Source organism: Verrucomicrobium sp. BvORR034 (genome assembly GCF_000739635.1).
In the GTDB taxonomy this organism is placed as follows: Bacteria; Verrucomicrobiota; Verrucomicrobiia; order Verrucomicrobiales; family Verrucomicrobiaceae; genus Verrucomicrobium.
The window spans coordinates 1-15,600 of sequence record NZ_BATQ01000109.1; the positions used below are offsets into that span (position 1 = coordinate 1).

Genomic DNA, 15,600 nt, shown 5'->3' on the forward strand with positions numbered 1-15,600 from the left:
GTTTCATCGGCTGCGTTGTCCGTCCAAGTTACCTGCATCTTGCGTGGACCCAGTGCCTGCGCGGCAGGAGCAGACGGTGCCGCCGGAGCCTGGGCCATGGCGTTCACCGTGGACAACACGCAGATCCCTAACAGCAATAGCGTTGTCGTGTAAATATGGTGGAATTTCATTTGAATAGCTTTCAGCGGCAGTTCGACTTGGCCGGAGATTCGGCATTTAGCTCCTACCTCGGAGCAGTCACCGGAACTGGATAGGATTGGAGCACCTTCTCCGGCTTCATATCCCGCAGCGTCAACGCTCCTGACGGCAAAGGCCTTTGCCGCTGCGGGACGACCTTCGCGCGCGCTCCTCCTGAGGGATTGATCTTCAACCCGGCGGAAACCGGGGCGGGCAGGACGTCCCAGTTCCCGTCGGGCTGGTGGCCTGCAGATTTGTCCATCCCACCGATCTCAACGGATGACTTGGAGATGGGCGTCTCAACACTCTTATCCCGCGGGGCTTGCGTATCACTTCGCGAACACGCTGACAATAGCAGCACCGCCGTCACTCCGGTTGCAGGTCCGAAAGCTCTTGCGCATTCCTTGAACTCCGCCACTCGAAAGCCAATTCGCCCAAGCTGGGCCACTTTCACCATTCCTCTTACCCCGCTCAATGATAGTCGAAGCAAACATGGACTGCGCATAATACTTATTAATTGCATTGCTGCAACTGTTGCAATCATAATTTCCATTTTGATCGCGACACTTAATTAATTGTCACAAGCATTATATGTAAACTTTCGACCCCATCTTATTTGGTTCTATAGTCTAACCATTGCCTCCGACAATAAGAATGCGCTCCGGCAAATTCTGAGTCATTTCCCTAGTCACAATCGCAACTCATTAGTTGGAATGATGGACAACACCTTGGCCATCCACAAATAGCAGCTAGCAATCGCAACTCTTCGAAAGGAGGTCGTTACTTCCCGCAATTGGCGCATAGCTACTGCCTGCAAATAAAAGACACCACTCCAAACATACAGACAGTTAGAGAGCGTCACCTTCTGCAGGAGGTCTTTCAGGTGACCCGCGACATCAGACGCCATGTTTTACCACCCAGCAATTTCCGGACGGAAAGACACCGATTCCGGCAGATTAACGGAAGAATTTCGGGGTGCGTTTGGTTTAGGACGTATGAGAACGTCCCTCGCTCCGGTCACTCGGCGGTCACTGCTGACCGGCATCCTGGCCACCGCCACCGCCCCGCTCTGCGTACCCTCCCGCGTTTTGGGACTTGGCGGAGCGGTCTCGCCTTCCAATCAAATCTCCCTGGGAGTCATCGGCGTGGGACGGCAAGGCCAGGTGGATATGCAGGCGTTCATGAACCATGACGACGTGCGGGTCACGGCGCTCTGCGATGTGAATGAGCGCAACTTGGCAGCCGCCAGAGGCATTCTCGCTCAGAAATACGGCGGAGCTCATGTCAGGTCCTTCGCGGACTTCCGCGAGCTCAATTTGGACATCTCCGTGGACGCCGTGCTCATGGCTCTGCCAGTTCACTGGCACAGCATTCCCTCCACGGACGCCATTCTGAAGGGCAAGCACATCTACCATGAAAAGCCGATGGCACTGTCCTTTGCCGAATCGCGCCACGTGCGGGAAGCCGTGCGCCGAAGCCGGGTGACTTTCCAGTTCGGGACTCAGCAACGAAGTGATCTCAAGTTCCGCTGGGCTTGCGAGCTGGTCCGAAATGGACGCATCGGAAATCTGCAGGAGATCCAGGTGGGAGTAGAGGGTGGCATCCAGACAGAAGTCTTCCCTGTTCAGAAAATCCCGGCTTACATTCAATGGGATCAATGGATCGGGCCCGCACCGGAGTCCCACTTCAGCAGCAAGAAGCTGGACCGCCGATACCACGAGAACATCACCGACTTCTCCTTGGGCATGATCTCGTGCTGGGGGATCCATCACCTGGACATCGCCCAGTGGGGCAACGGAACCGATGACACGGGTCCGGTGAGTGTCGAAGGTCAGGGTACCTACCCAGCCAGTGGCACCTGCAATGCGGTGCAAACTTGGAAGGTCCGGTATGAGTACGCCAATGCCGCCCCCATTACCTTTGCCAGCGAGGGCGAGGAAATCTCCCACGGGATCAAGTTCTTCGGCGATGCCGGGTGGATCCAGGTGAAGCGAGGAAAGATCTGGTCCTCAGACGAAAAGCTGCTGCTCGATCCTCAAAATAAAGAAGGCACCATGCCAGTCAAATTGCCGGTGAGCACCGACCATACGCGCAATTTCCTCGATGCCATCAAAACCCGGTCCACACCGATTTGCGGCATTGAGACGGCAGTCCGTTCAGACACCCTTTGCCAGCTCGCCTCTATCGCCCTTCGCAGCCGCCGAAAACTCGCATGGGATCCGGTGAGCGAGAGCTTTGGCACCGACACCAAGGCAGCGCGACTCTTGGAGGCACGTCCGTTCCGCGGCGATTGGAAGCTGCCCGCGATCAGTTGAGAGCCATCCCTAAACGCCCGGAGGCTTACGCTTCGCGAGCCGCTTGGCAGGCCAGAGCAGTTCCAGACAGCCGTCATCGGCGCGATGGCGCACGCCTTTGGCCGTGGGCAGGCCAGTTGCAAGTTGACTCAAGGAATCGGCACCAGATTCCCCTTTCATGACGGGAGATGGCATGACCGGCTTGCCCCCGCTCTTGGAGACGGCAGCAGCCTTGGTAGCCTCGCTTTCCTCCGGCGTCCAGACCTCCCAGTCCGGCGGCACCCCGGGGAGCTCTTCAAAGAATCTGCGTCGCACATCGCGAGTTTTTTCACTCAGCAATTCATGCATGCCGAGCTGGCAGCCCTCGCAGATCATGAGGCTGTCGATCAGGCTCGTCTCCCGGCACAAGGCCGTAATGATGTAGTCCTTCATGGGCGTCTCCACCTTGGACTTCCCACAAAAAGCACATTCCCCCGTACCATGCACCTCCCGGAGATTCTCCTCCTGGTGGCGCAGCATGTTGATCTTGGACTCCTCTGAAAACTCCTCCAACAGCGAATCGCGGCATGGAGAGCAGAAGCAGTATTCAAAGACGCACTCCCCGTTCCGGTAGGCCTTGTTAATCTGGTAGTTGTCGAAGATGCTCAGCAACTCTCCACACCGGGAGCAGTTCTGGAACGGTCTCTCTTCGTACTCAGAATGAAATTCCCGAGGGATCGGTTTTTCCGATTCCGGCTCTGGCTCGTCGTCAAGTTCTGGATCGTGTTCCGGCATCGGGCGTGGGGCGATGCTTCAAGGCAACTATTAGTATGCCACAAAGGCAATGCCGGAATCGTAGAAAAGTAGAAAATGTTGCCTCATTTTCCGCCGTTGTTGTCTTAGATTGATATTCTTTTGTCCCGATGTTGAACCTTTCCCCCTTCAAAACCTCCTCAGTCAGAGCCAATTCCCCCGGATTTTGCCGGATGATCGTTCTGGCGGGCCTTACGGGGGTGCTGCTCGCATTGCCTGCCAATGCCTCCGCTCAGGATTGGCAGTTGGGCCGGGGTGATGCCGCCATGCGCGGGCAGTCCCCTACCGCGCTGAATTTCCCGCTGGAACTGGCTTGGACCGCAGAGCTTGGGAACAAAGCCCGCCGGGAAGGCGTCATCGCCACCCCGGTCGTGCGTGATGGGAAAGTGTACGTCGGGTCCCAGAGTGGGAATTTCGCCTGCCTGGACCTCACGACGGGCAAAGAGGTCTGGAAGGTCAAAAAGGAGAGCTTCTTCGAGGGCAACGCGGGCTTTGCGGGACCACTCGTCATTGTCGGCTGTGGAGATGCCTTCGTGTATGCCTTTGACGCCGCGACGGGCAAAGAGGTGTGGAAATTTGAGACCGACGGCGAGGTCCATGCCGGAGTCAACCACTGGACCGGACCCGATGGCAAGTTGCGGGTTCTGATCGGAAGCTACGACAACCGCCTCTATTGTCTGGATGCGGCGACTGGCCAAAAGCTCTGGGACTACGAGACGACGAACTACGTCAATGGTGCCGTCGCCGTCTATGAGAACCAGGTCGTCTTCGGCGGGTGTGACGGGGTGCTGTACGTCCTGGACATCGCGACGGGCAAAGAAGTGAAAAAAATCGAGGTCGGCGCCTACATCGGCAACAACGTCGCAGCGGACAAAGGAATGGCCTATGTCGCCCATTATGGGAACCGCGTTTCCGCATTCTCCTTTGGGGATGGGGCCAAGCTCTGGGAGTTCGGCGAGCGAGAATTCCCTTACTATGCCGCTCCAGCCGTAAACGATGCCTGGGTGGTGGCTGGAGGACGTGACAAGCGGATCTATGGCCTTGACCGTGCCAAGGGTGAGGCAAAGTGGCAGTTTCGCACCCGAGGTGATGTGGACAGCTCCCCTGTCATCTGTGCGGGCGTCCATGTCATTGCCGGCAGCAACGACGGCTATTTTTACGCGCTCGACCTGTCCAAAGGCGAAGAAGTCTGGCGGTATGAGGTCGGTGCACCTGTCAAAACGGCTCCGGCCGTGGCGGGTGATTATGTCTTAATTGGAGCGGATGACGGGAACGTCTATTGCTTCAAGAACGGCAAGTCTGCCCCCAAATAAGCTCCCCTTCTCTGTCGGCCCGGCCACTATTTCTCGTTAACTTTTCTCTTCCATGTCTTCCGTCACAGAACCCGTCAGCGATGCCGCCAAGGCCAAGCACCACGCCACGGAGGCTGGCAACTACTTCGTTGCCAACTACCCACCCTTCTCCTTCTGGCAGAAAGAACAGGTCTTTGCTGTCGAGAAGGTGCTCGACAGTCCGGCGCCGCACGACATCCCGTTGGGCGTTTACTTCCATATCCCCTTCTGCCGCAAGCGCTGCCACTTCTGCTACTTCCGCGTTTACACGGACAAGAACGCCGCTGAGATCCGCAAATACATTCACGCAGGCATGGAGGAGTTCGCCCGCTACGCGGCACGCCCCTACCTCCAGGGGCGCAAGCCTCACTTTGTTTACTTTGGCGGCGGCACCCCGTCCTACCTCTCCGTGCCACAGCTCCAAGAACTGACGAACCGCATGAAGGACCTCATGCCGTGGGATCAGGCCGAGGAAGTGGCGTTTGAGGCGGAACCTGGGACCCTCAACGAAAAGAAGCTTGAGGCCATCCGCGAGATTGGGGTCACGCGGCTCAGCCTGGGGGTCGAGCACTTTGACGACCACATTCTGGAGTCCAACGGCCGCGCCCACCGCAGTGGAGAGATCGAGCGCGCCTACCGCTTTGCCCGGGGCCTTGGCTTCGAGCACATCAACATCGACCTCATTGCCGGGATGATGAATGACACTGAGGAGCTCTGGCGAGCCGCAGTGGCCAAGGCGGTGGAGATGCAGCCTGACTGTGTCACCATCTACCAGATGGAAGTGCCCTATAACACCGGCATCTACAAGCAGATGCAGACCGACGGCAAGGTCACAGCCCCCGTCGCTGACTGGGAGACCAAGCGAGCCTGGGTCGACTACGCCTTCGAAGAGTTCGTCAAAACGGGCTATACCGTCACCAGCGCCTACACCGTGGTGAAGAACCCAGACACGATCAAATTCGTCTATCGGGACTCTCTCTGGGAGGGCGCAGACCTCCTTCCAGTGGGCGTGGCCTCATTCGGCCATCTGGGCGGCATTCACTTGCAGAACCAGGCCGACATCGCACCCTACATTGAGACGATCGAACGGGGCGACAGCGCCATCTTCCGCGCCTACGCCACCAGTCCGGACGAGCGATTCATCCGTGAGTTCATCTTGAAACTCAAACTCGGCAGCGTGAAGCCCAGCTACTACCAGACCAAGTTTGGCGAGGATGTGCTCACCCGCTTCGCCCCGCAGCTGGGTTGGATGCAGGATGAAGGCTTCGCAGTACTGGGTCCGGATGAAATCCGCCTCACCCGGGATGGCTTGCTGCAGGTGGACCGCCTGTTGCACGAGTTCTTCCTGCCCCACCACCGGAGCGCCCGCTACACCTAGGAGCCACCTTCCCATCCAGAGCAGACCTGTGCGTTTCATGCGAATCCTGCCATGACTCAAGTCCTGGAAGCCCAACCTCAAACTGGGGCGATGCCTACTGACATCCTGGCTCCGCTCCGGTTTTTTTACGGCTTGGGGAGCGAGAGCCCCCGAGTCACATTCATCAAGCCGGAGTCCATGCCCGAGGCAGAGCGCTGGCTCCTCGTGCATGCCACTGACATGACGCCACGCCTGGCGGAGTTTCACCATGATACCATCACACTGGATGTGCATGCCCGCTCTCGTCTGGGAAACTACCTCGTGCGAGCGTCCGTCCTGAAGCGGCAAACCGACAGAGTCCCGGTTGAGTTTGGTGCCATCGGCATTCATTTGGATGGGTTCGATGATCACACCCGGCATCTCGTGCTGGAAGGTCAGATACCTCTGGGGGGCATTCTCCAGCAAGAACGGGTGCCCCACACCAGCCATCCCAGCGGCTACTTCCGCATCGAAATCGACCACCGGCTGGCCACCCTGCTGGGTGCCAGAGAGGGGCAAACTCTCTTCGGCCGCTGCAATGACTTGCGGCACGCCAATGGCGCGTGTCTGGCGGAGGTGGTGGAGGTGCTGCCTGGCGCGGAGCGACCGCTTGCAGGGAACTGAGCAACTCCCGCCTGCTCTGGCTGACGGCAACTCCTTCACGGCCTGCCCTGTCACAGGGACTTTTGGGCGGTGGCATTGTCACCGCTGCGGACTGGCATCATTTGCCTTTCCCGCAAACTCCGCTAGGCTCCGCGTCCACCATTTTCAGCCCGATGAGCGACAAGAAAAAAGAAAAAGACGCCCCCAACCCCTACAAAGAGACCCTGCACCTGCCGGTGACGGAGTTTCCCATGAGGGCGAGCCTGACCGAACGGGAGCCCCAACGGCTCGCCAAATGGGAGGCAGAAGGTCTTTATCAGCAGATTCAGGAAAAGCGTCGCGGCTCCAGGAAGTTCATCCTTCATGATGGCCCCCCCTTTGCCAACGGCGACGTGCACATGGGCACTGCCCTGAACAAGATCCTCAAGGACCTGGTGGTGAAATCGAAAACCATGCTGGGCTGGCATGCTCCTTTTGTGCCCGGCTGGGACTGTCACGGTCTTCCCATCGAATTCCGTGTGGTGAAAGAAAGCACCGGCCTCACTCCGGTGGAGGTGCGCCGACGTTCAGAGGAGTACGCTCGCAAGTACATCGACATCCAGCGCAACAGCTTCAAGCGGCTGGGCGTCTTCGGTGATTGGGAGAACCCGTACCTCACGCTCGATCCCGGCTATGAAGCCGACATCATCCGCGTCTTTGCCAAACTGGTGGAGCAAGATCTGGTCTATCGCATGAAACGGCCGGTGCTCTGGAGTTACGGCGCGGGCACCGCCCTGGCCGAAGCTGAAGTGGAGTACAAGGACAAGGTCTCTCCCGCCATCTACGTATCCTTTGCGCTGGCCTCGGCCAATCTGCCGGCCGCGCTGGAAGGCGCAAACCTGGTGATCTGGACGACGACCCCCTGGACGCTGCCAGCGAACCTCGGTATCGCCCTGCATCCAGACTTTGACTACGTGGTGGGTGAGTTCACCAACGCCGAGAATATCGCCGCCCGTTTTGTGGTTGCGAAATCCCTGCTGAACGAGTTCGCAACCAAGACCGGGTTCAGTCTGGTCACGGAACTTGCCCAGATGAAGGGCCGTGAGTTCGTGGGCCTGGAGACCCAGCATCCGTTCTTACCTCGCACCTCCAAGGTCATCAACGGCCTCTTTGTTACCGCCGATACCGGCACGGGGCAGGTGCACATCGCCCCCGGGCACGGGGCAGACGACTATCAAGCCGGCCGTGAAAACGGCATGGAGATCCTCTCCCCGGTAGATGGCCGCGGCCACTACACTGCGGAAGTGGGCCTGCCCGATCTGGTGGGCAAACACGTCTTCCAGGCCAACGAACCCATCATCGCCCTTCTGACTGAGAAGGGCGCGTTGCTGGCCCGCGAAAGCTACGCCCACCAGTATCCGCATTGCTGGCGCTCCAAGACGCCAATCATCTTCCGCGCCGTGGAGCAGTACTTCATCCGCGTGGAACAGATCCGCAGCAAAGCGCTGGAGGAGATCGACCGCGTCAAGTGGCTGCCTGCCTGGGGCCGCAACCGCATCTATGGCACCGTGGAATCCCGCCCGGACTGGTGCATCAGCCGCCAGCGCACCTGGGGCGTGCCTCTGCCCGTGTTCTATCACGCCGACGGCACACCGGTCGTAAGTGCCGAGGTAGCCCGCAAGGTTGCCGACATCATCGAGCAGGTGGGCACCAATGCCTGGTTCGAAAAATCCGACGCAGAGTGGGCCACCCTTGTGGGTCTTCCCGAAGGCGCGGTCAAAGGAAATGACACCCTCGACGTCTGGATCGACTCCGGTTGCAGCCATGTCGCGGTGCTGGATCGTCATCCCGAGCTGCACTCTCCTGCCGACCTCTACATTGAGGCCACTGACCAGCATCGCGGCTGGTTCCAGAGCTCCCTCATGCTCAGCGTGGTCGCCCGCGGTGCCGCCCCGTACAAGAGCGTCATCACCCACGGGTTCGTGGTGGATACGAGCGGGAAGAAAGTCTCCAAGAGCGACCAGGGCAACGACAAGAATGCCAAGCCGATGACGGCGGACCACTACTACAACAAGTACGGGGCAGATCTCGTGCGGTTGTGGGTGAGCTCCGTGGACTACCAGAATGAGGTACCCTTCTCTGAAGAGCTGTTCCAGCAGGCCTCAGAAAGCTACCGCCGCCTCCGCAACACGCTGCGCGTGCTGCTGGGCAATCTGGACGGATTCAACGCCGCAGAAGATGCGGTGGAAGCCGACCAGCTCACGCTGGTGGACCGTTGGATCCTGAGCCAGCTCGAGAACCTGAAGCAGGAGTGCCGCGAGGCCTATGATGCCTACGACTTCCGCAAGGTCTTCGTCCTGCTCAACCAGTTCTGCGCCGTCGATCTCAGCGCTCTCTACGTTGACATCACCAAGGACCGTCTCTACTGCGACGCCACGAGCGGCCTGCGCCGCCGTGCCACCCAGACGGCCATCCACCGCATCACAGACGCCCTTTGCCGCCTGCTGGCCCCCATCCTCTCCTTCACCGCAGATGAAGCCTGGGAATACCTCGGCCATCAGACCAGTGTGCATCTGGAAGACTTCCCCGAGCTCGATCCCTCCTACGTCAATCCAGAGGCGACCGCGGCTGTTCAGGAGCTGCTCAAGGTGCGTGCCGTCATTCAGCAGGCCATCGAGAAGGCCCGGCAGGAGAAGCGCATCGGCTCCAACTTGGAAGCCACCGTGGAGCTCACGCTCCCCGAGTCCGGCTTCCAGCATCCCGTGTTCGAGGCCCTTCCGACGCTGGAGGAGTTCTTCATCCTCTCCGTCCTCACCATCAAGCGGACGGACGCCAGCGAGCCGTCTGCAGTGGTACTGGAGTCTCCCCACCAGAAGTGCGCCCGCTGCTGGAAGCACGTTCCAGCGGTCGGCCATCAACCCCACGCAGATCTGTGCGACCGTTGCGACGAGGCTGTGGCGTGACTGCAGCACCTGGCAATGTAGATTCCTAAAACCCCTTCCCTTCCTGCATGCTCCGTCTCCTGCTCCTCCTGAGCCTCCCTCTCTACATCGTCGACCAGCTCACCAAACTGTGGGTGGTGCGGAATTTCGAGCTTCGCGGTCCTGGCCGCGAGGTCATTGAGAACTTCTTCACGCTCCACTACATCGACAATACGGGAGTGGCTTTTGGGAGCTTTAACGGAGGCGAGTATTCGAACTATATCTTCGGAAGCATCGCCTTGGTGGCGCTCGGATTTTTCATCTGGGCCTACCGCAAGGGTTTCTTCCCGGGGCTGTTGAACCGCGTCGCGATCGCCCTGATCGTGGCCGGGGTATGTGGAAACTTCACCGATCGTCTAATCTACCATCACGTCGTGGACTTCCTCTCCTTTGACCTGCATCTGCCCATGGCCAGTCCTTGGCCATCCTTCAACGTGGCGGATTCCTGCGTGGTGATTGCCGCCTGCCTGCTGGCGAGTGGCGTCTTCCGTGCTGATCCCGCAGAGCAGGACAAACAGACGGCGAAGTAGCCCCACCTCACAGTGGAGATATCTTGTGTCTTTATAGACACAATCCGTCATTCCTTGTAGGATGGCGGCATGCAAGATTCCACCCTGCCGGCCGCTTTGCTCGCCGAAGTGGCCCCCATTCTGGACCTCGATGCACTCGTTCAGCATGAGGCCGATGACGGTGCATCCTGGGACTTGGTGTTCGACGACAGCCTTCTGGTAGAAGCCTTTCACGACGGACCGGGAAACAAGCTGGTGCTGACCACTAATGTGGGAACTCCGGATGACGATCGGGCAGGCCAGCTCCACAAGCTGTTGCTCCAGTACAACTACCTCTGGAGGGACACTTCCGGCACCCGGATGGCGCTGGAGCCGCCGGATGGAAGCATCATCATGATCTACGACCTTCACCTTTCCGGGCTGGACGGTGTGGCCTTGCGCAATGTCTTGCAGAACTTCGCCGCCGCCGCCCGGGCCTGGACGATCATGATCGCCGGATCAGGAACGTCTGACGAATCCACCCCCACGGATGGAGAGGAAGATTCCGCCCTCGATCCCGCCCTGTTCATCCGCGTCTAACCAACCACGACATCGTGTTGCTCAGATCAGTACTTCGGGAAACTGGGGTACGGCAAAGAGTACAGGATGGATGACCTAGGCAGGGGCGAGTTTGAGTTCAATGTGGCCAAGCAGTATGACCTGGACAAGGTCGCAGCACTGACAGTGAAGGGCGGCGGTGTGGACGTGATGCTGGAACCCAAGTAGCGGAAAAAACAAGGAAACAACCCTAGCTCCACCCACTCGGAGTCAGCCCAAGAAACGAGACGACATCTTCACGGCCTCTTCAAGGATCGCCAGATACTCCTCCCGCGCGATCTCGCGGCCGCCAAACATCGACAGATGGGCAGTCGTCCATTGCGTGTCATGCAACAGGAACTGTTTTTCCTTCAGCCGGTCCATGAGCCAGACAAGTGCCGCCTTGGATCCCCCTGATCGTCGGCTAAACATGGACTCGCCAAAGAAGGCACCCCCGATGGCCACACCGTAGAGGCCGCCGATGAGCTCGTCATTCTCCCAGGCCTCCACAGAATGCGCATACCCCAGCTTGTGCAGGAGTTCGTAGCTGTGGATGATCTCCTTGGAGATCCACGTTTCACGGCGCTGGCCACAGCCGCGCAGCACCTCGCCGAAGGCGGTGTTCACCCGCACTTCGATCTTCCGCTTCCGCAACTCCGCCCGAAGGCTCCGGGGCACATGAAATTCCCGGATGGGCAGAATGCCGCGGGGATCTGGCGAAAACCACGAAAGACGACCGTTCTCCATGCCCATGGGGAAGATCCCATTGCAGTACGCACTAATGAGAAGTCGGGGCTCTAACGCAGACACGGAGGGTTCAATGGATATCCTCATTCACTATTCATCGAAAACGCGTTTTCGTGCAACTCTCAGGACGCCTGTTCCGCATGAGAATTTCTCTTTCATCACCCCGGGTCCGGCTTAAGGTCAGCCATCTCTCTCACCCACCATGCGCAAAGGTCTCTACCCTGGCAGCTTTGACCCCATTACCAACGGCCATCTGGACGTCCTCCAGCGGGCTGCCCGCCTGTTTGATGAGCTGGTGGTGGCGGTGGCCAGAGACAATCAGAAGCAATCCCTCTTCACCATGGATGAGCGGGTGGCGATGATTGAGGAGACCGCCCGGGCCCACGGGCTTGCCAACGTCAGCGTGCAGCCATTCGAGGGCTTGCTGGTGGAGTTTGCAGCCCGTGAGGGAGCCTGCGCCGTCATCCGCGGCCTGCGAGCCGTCTCTGACTTCGAATTTGAGTTCCAGATGGCACTCATGAACCGGAAGCTGGATGACCGGGTGGAGACCCTCTTCCTGACTCCTCAGGAGGAGTTGACCTACATCAGCTCCCGCATCGTCAAGGAAATCGCCCGCCTGGGTGGAGACATCCGGGCCTTTGTGCCGGCTCACGTCGCCGAGGCTCTAAAACGCAAGCTCGGAAACGCCCGCTCCGCGCCTGCCAGCGTAACTTCTTGAAAAGGAAAACTTTGCCATGAACCTCAAAATCGACCCCCGCGGTATCCCGTCCGAAGGCCTGCACGTGGAAGGCCAGCTTCCCGTGACCATCTTTGCCTTGTCTGAGGATGATCCTGCCCGTCCCGTCAGCCCTCTGGACTACCAGCTGACCGTCCTGCGCGATGAGAAAGACCTCATCGTGCACGGCCATCTTGGGGCCACTTTTGAGCTGACCTGCGGCCGGTGTGCAGAGCGCTACCAGACCCGCGTAGAGCTTCAGACCTACGGATTGGACGTAGAGATTGAAAATGAAGATCCAATCGACTTGACAATTTACCTAAGAGAGGACATTCTGCTGGCCCTTCCGACCTACCCTCGCTGTGAAACGGGCAACGTTACACTTCGAGATTGTCCCGCTGAAGGCAAGTTCAGCCCTGAAACGGAGCCCCTTGGCACTGAGCTTGACGAAGCTGCGGACAGAAATGTGTGGGGAACTCTCGATCAACTGAACAACCTTAAACGCAACTGAATCATGGCCGTCCCGAAGCGCAGACAATCCAAGAGCCGTCAGAAGATGCGCCGTGGCGCAAACCGCTGGCGTGCCCCCAAACTCAAGTCCTGCTCCTCCTGCGGAGCGGCTGTTCCCTCCCACGTTGCCTGCCCTTCCTGCGGCTACTACGGCGACCGCCAGGTGCTTGACGTGGACGCGGGCTAAGCCACCGGCTTACCCAGTTCCTAACATACAGCTTCGATCCCTGCAGCGCCCGGCGTTGCGGGGATTTTTTGTTGTCGCGTACCCCAGTACGGCAAGCGTAAGTCCTTCATCCGCTAGGAGGCAGGGCGGCACCCGCATCTGCTTCCTCACACTGCTTTGCATTTGCACTCCCCTGCCGACTGCGCTACCTCGCCATGACAATGCTCTACGGTCCTGAGACGACATGAACCTTGCCCTTGATGCCATGGGCGGCGATATAGCCCCGAAGAATCCAATTGGAGGTCTCAAACTCGCCCTCGAGAGTCTCCCTTTGGTGAAGAAGTTTTACCTCACCGGTCCAAAGGATGTGATCGAGGCAGAACTCGACCGCCAACAGGTTGGCCAGCGCGAGCGTGTGGAGATCGTACACTCCACCCAGGTGGTGGAGATGTCTGACTCCGGCCTGGATGCAGTGCGCCGGAAGAAGAACTCCTCCATTTCCATGGCGGTGGATCTCGTCAAACAGGGCGAGTGCCAGGCAGTGGTGAGCGCCGGCCACACCGGAGCCTCAGTCGCCGCTGGTACTCTCATGCTGGGCAGGCTGGATGGGGTGGACTTCCCCGGCATCGCCAGCCCCATGCCCAACGAGCACGGGGTGTGTTATATCCTCGATGCTGGTGCCAATCCCGACGCCACCCCGGGCCATCTGGTGCAGTACGCCATCATGGGCTCCACCTATGCCCAGTACGTGCATGGCAAAGCTTCGCCGGTGGTGGGTTTGATGAACGTGGGAGAGGAAGACTCCAAGGGCAACGCCCTGGCCAAGGAAACTTTCCCGCTGTTGAAGCTGGCCCCGGTCAATTTCAAAGGCAATGTGGAAGGGCACGACATCTTTGAAACCGAGCTGGACGTCATCGTCTGCGATGGCTTCACAGGGAATGTCATCCTGAAGAGCTGCGAGGCCACGGCCAAGGCCATGTTCAAGTGGCTGAAGCATGAGCTCGAAGCCACTTTCATCCGCAAAATGGGTGCCCTGATGGCCCAGCAGGCCTTCCGCACCGTGAAACGCAAAGGCAGCTACGAGTCCTACGGTGGCAGCCCTCTTCTGGGAGTGCGGGGCGTCGTCATCATCGGCCACGGCTCCAGCTCCCCCACTGCCATCATGAATGCCCTGCGTGTCGGCATGGAAGCCGTCACTCACGAAGTGAATCCTCACATTCAGAACGCCATTACTTCACACGTTTTCGCACATGTCTGACAATTGCCAATGCAGCATCATCGGTACCGGCAGCTACATGCCGGCCCGCGTGCTGACCAACCACGATCTGGAGAAGCTCGTAGAGACCTCCGACGAATGGATCACCACCCGCACGGGGATCAAGGAACGTCGCATCGCCGCGCCGGATGAAACCACCAGCGACATGGCTTCTGAGGCCGCCCGTCGCGCCCTTCACACCGCCGGCATCAAGCCCGAGGAGGTGGATCTCATCATCGTCGCCACGGTGACGCCCGACATGTTCTTCCCCTCCACCGCCTGCTTCGTGCAAAAGAAGATCGGTGCCACCAATGCGGTGGGCTTCGACATCAGCGCTGCATGCTCTGGCTTCCTCTATGCCCTGCAGACAGCGCGCCACTTCCTCAATGGCGGGCCCCGCAAAACGGCACTGGTCATCGGAGCGGAAAAACTCAGCAGCCTGATCAACTGGACCGACCGCAACACGTGCGTGCTATTTGGTGATGGAGCAGGTGCTGCCGTGATCCGCTGGGACGACCAGCCCGACGCACCCGGACGGGTGATCTCCAGTTTCATGGGAACCGACGGCAATCTGGCGGACCTCCTCAAGGTCCCCGGCGGCGGCACAGCATTGCCCATCACCGCTGAAAACGTCCATCTGCGCCCCAACACGATTCACATGGAAGGTCGTGAGACCTTCAAGCACGCCGTCACCCGGATGTGCCAGGCCAGCGAGAAGGCGCTCAAGGAAGCTGGACTCACCGCGCAGGACGTGAAGCTGGTGATCCCCCACCAAGCCAACGCCCGCATCATCTCCGCCATCGCCGAGCGTCTGGGAGTTCCGGAGGAACGCACCTTCATCAACTTGGACAAGTACGGCAACACCAGCGCCGCGACCATCCCGGTCTGCCTTGATGAGGCGAACCGGTCCGGCCGGATCCAGCGTGGAGACATCCTCCTGCTAGTCGCCTTTGGAGGCGGCTTCACCTGGGCCAGCAGTGTGATCAGGTGGTGAGGGTGCAGAAGGTTCTGCAAGCACCTCCCTGGACCAGCTTGGCAAGCATCAGCTCTCAAGGGCACCGGATTCCGGTGCCCTTTCTTTTTTTGGAGCGGACTCACCGGGACCAGATGGATCAGTGCCCCGGCCGGTCTCATGCGGGAGCTCATGGAACAGTTTTCCGTAGCTCGCGGAGAACCTGCCCGGGTGAGAGAACCCGCACTCCATTGCCACGTCAGAGACTAATCCCGCCTTCCACCGCGCCCTTGCCAGACGACGGTAGGCCATGTTCAGACCGAAACACTCCCTCCAGCGGTGGGGCGACATGCCAAACATCTTCTTGAACTGCAGCTCCACATTGCGCTCCGTCATGCTCAGCACACTGGCAAAATCACGGCTTGAGTAGGGCAACGCCAGATTGGAAAGGATGAAGGTCTCTGCCCGCTTCACCGTCTGCAGCGCGAGTTGCAGCCTTGCCAGTTCGGCGTTGGAGGACTGATTGGGGGCGCTGGCCAGCGCTCCCACCATCGCAAAGATCAGCATCTCCTTGTAGCACTCCACTGCGATCTCATTCCGGCGCAAGAGCATGGTGA

Annotated in this window: 16 protein-coding genes; 12 read left to right on the forward strand and 4 right to left on the reverse strand. The window is 59.2% G+C overall.

Annotated features, from left to right (window positions below; all coding sequences use genetic code 11):
* Positions 1-223 precede the first annotated feature (223 nt).
* The gene (locus BV034_RS36135; protein WP_265593145.1) at positions 224-439 is read right to left on the reverse strand and encodes a hypothetical protein; all 216 of its coding nucleotides are present in this window, start codon (positions 437-439) and stop codon (positions 224-226) included.
* 733 nt (positions 440-1,172) lie between these two features.
* Here BV034_RS36135 and BV034_RS18135 point away from each other — a divergent pair.
* Positions 1,173-2,492 carry a Gfo/Idh/MocA family oxidoreductase gene (locus BV034_RS18135; RefSeq protein ID WP_050028408.1) on the forward strand — a complete coding sequence of 440 codons (1,320 nt, stop codon included), beginning with the start codon at positions 1,173-1,175 and terminating at the stop codon, positions 2,490-2,492.
* Positions 2,493-2,501: 9 nt separating this feature from the next.
* On the opposite strand, the gene BV034_RS18140 is transcribed toward BV034_RS18135, so the two are convergent.
* Entirely contained in the window at positions 2,502-3,122 is a 621-nt protein-coding gene (locus tag BV034_RS18140; protein ID WP_265593146.1) for a hypothetical protein, read from the reverse strand.
* 314 nt (positions 3,123-3,436) lie between these two features.
* Here BV034_RS18140 and BV034_RS18145 point away from each other — a divergent pair, with 314 nt between their 5' ends.
* The 6 genes from BV034_RS18145 (at position 3,437) to BV034_RS18170 (ending at position 10,641) form a co-directional block, all read left to right on the forward strand.
* Positions 3,437-4,576: a PQQ-binding-like beta-propeller repeat protein gene (locus BV034_RS18145; protein ID WP_050028410.1), complete on the forward strand. Its 1,140-nt coding sequence runs from the start codon at positions 3,437-3,439 to the stop codon at positions 4,574-4,576.
* Between the two features lie 52 nt (positions 4,577-4,628).
* Positions 4,629-5,972 carry a coproporphyrinogen-III oxidase family protein gene (locus tag BV034_RS18150; protein ID WP_050028411.1) on the forward strand — a complete coding sequence of 448 codons (1,344 nt, stop codon included), beginning with the start codon at positions 4,629-4,631 and terminating at the stop codon, positions 5,970-5,972.
* A 51-nt stretch (positions 5,973-6,023) separates the two neighbouring features.
* A complete protein-coding gene (locus tag BV034_RS18155; RefSeq protein WP_050028412.1) occupies positions 6,024-6,614 on the forward strand; it encodes a hypothetical protein in 591 nt (196 codons plus the stop codon).
* Positions 6,615-6,766: 152 nt separating this feature from the next.
* Positions 6,767-9,535, forward strand: a complete 2,769-nt coding sequence (ileS, locus tag BV034_RS18160; protein ID WP_050028413.1) for an isoleucine--tRNA ligase — start codon at positions 6,767-6,769, stop codon at positions 9,533-9,535.
* Positions 9,536-9,582: 47 nt separating this feature from the next.
* Positions 9,583-10,083 (forward strand): signal peptidase II, encoded by a 501-nt coding sequence (gene lspA / locus BV034_RS18165; protein WP_050028414.1) that lies wholly within the window; start codon positions 9,583-9,585, stop codon positions 10,081-10,083.
* Between the two features lie 69 nt (positions 10,084-10,152).
* Entirely contained in the window at positions 10,153-10,641 is a 489-nt protein-coding gene (locus tag BV034_RS18170; protein ID WP_050028415.1) for a type III secretion system chaperone, read from the forward strand.
* Between the two features lie 228 nt (positions 10,642-10,869).
* Here the strand turns inward: BV034_RS18170 and aat are convergent, their stop codons facing one another.
* A complete protein-coding gene (gene aat, locus BV034_RS18175) occupies positions 10,870-11,472 on the reverse strand; it encodes a leucyl/phenylalanyl-tRNA--protein transferase (protein ID WP_050028416.1) in 603 nt (200 codons plus the stop codon).
* Positions 11,473-11,587: 115 nt separating this feature from the next.
* On the opposite strand from aat, the gene coaD reads away from it, so the two are divergent.
* The 5 genes from coaD to BV034_RS18200 all read left to right on the forward strand — a co-directional run bounded on the left by coaD (position 11,588) and on the right by BV034_RS18200 (position 15,025).
* On the forward strand, positions 11,588-12,103 hold the full coding sequence (gene coaD / locus BV034_RS18180; protein WP_050028417.1) for a pantetheine-phosphate adenylyltransferase: 516 nt from the start codon (positions 11,588-11,590) through the stop codon (positions 12,101-12,103).
* A gap of 16 nt (positions 12,104-12,119) precedes the next feature.
* Positions 12,120-12,611, forward strand: a complete 492-nt coding sequence (locus BV034_RS18185) for a YceD family protein (protein ID WP_050028418.1) — start codon at positions 12,120-12,122, stop codon at positions 12,609-12,611.
* 3 nt (positions 12,612-12,614) lie between these two features.
* Positions 12,615-12,797, forward strand: a complete 183-nt coding sequence (gene rpmF, locus BV034_RS18190) for a 50S ribosomal protein L32 (protein ID WP_050028419.1) — start codon at positions 12,615-12,617, stop codon at positions 12,795-12,797.
* Between the two features lie 223 nt (positions 12,798-13,020).
* A complete protein-coding gene (plsX, locus tag BV034_RS18195) occupies positions 13,021-14,034 on the forward strand; it encodes a phosphate acyltransferase PlsX (protein WP_050028420.1) in 1,014 nt (337 codons plus the stop codon).
* Positions 14,027-15,025: a beta-ketoacyl-ACP synthase III gene (locus BV034_RS18200; RefSeq protein ID WP_050028421.1), complete on the forward strand. Its 999-nt coding sequence runs from the start codon at positions 14,027-14,029 to the stop codon at positions 15,023-15,025. The genes plsX and BV034_RS18200 overlap by 8 nt, the downstream gene beginning before the upstream one ends.
* 48 nt (positions 15,026-15,073) lie before the next feature.
* On the opposite strand, the gene BV034_RS18205 is transcribed toward BV034_RS18200, so the two are convergent.
* On the reverse strand, positions 15,074-15,600 hold a 527-nt coding region (locus tag BV034_RS18205), incomplete at its 5' end, for an AraC family transcriptional regulator (RefSeq protein ID WP_265593147.1).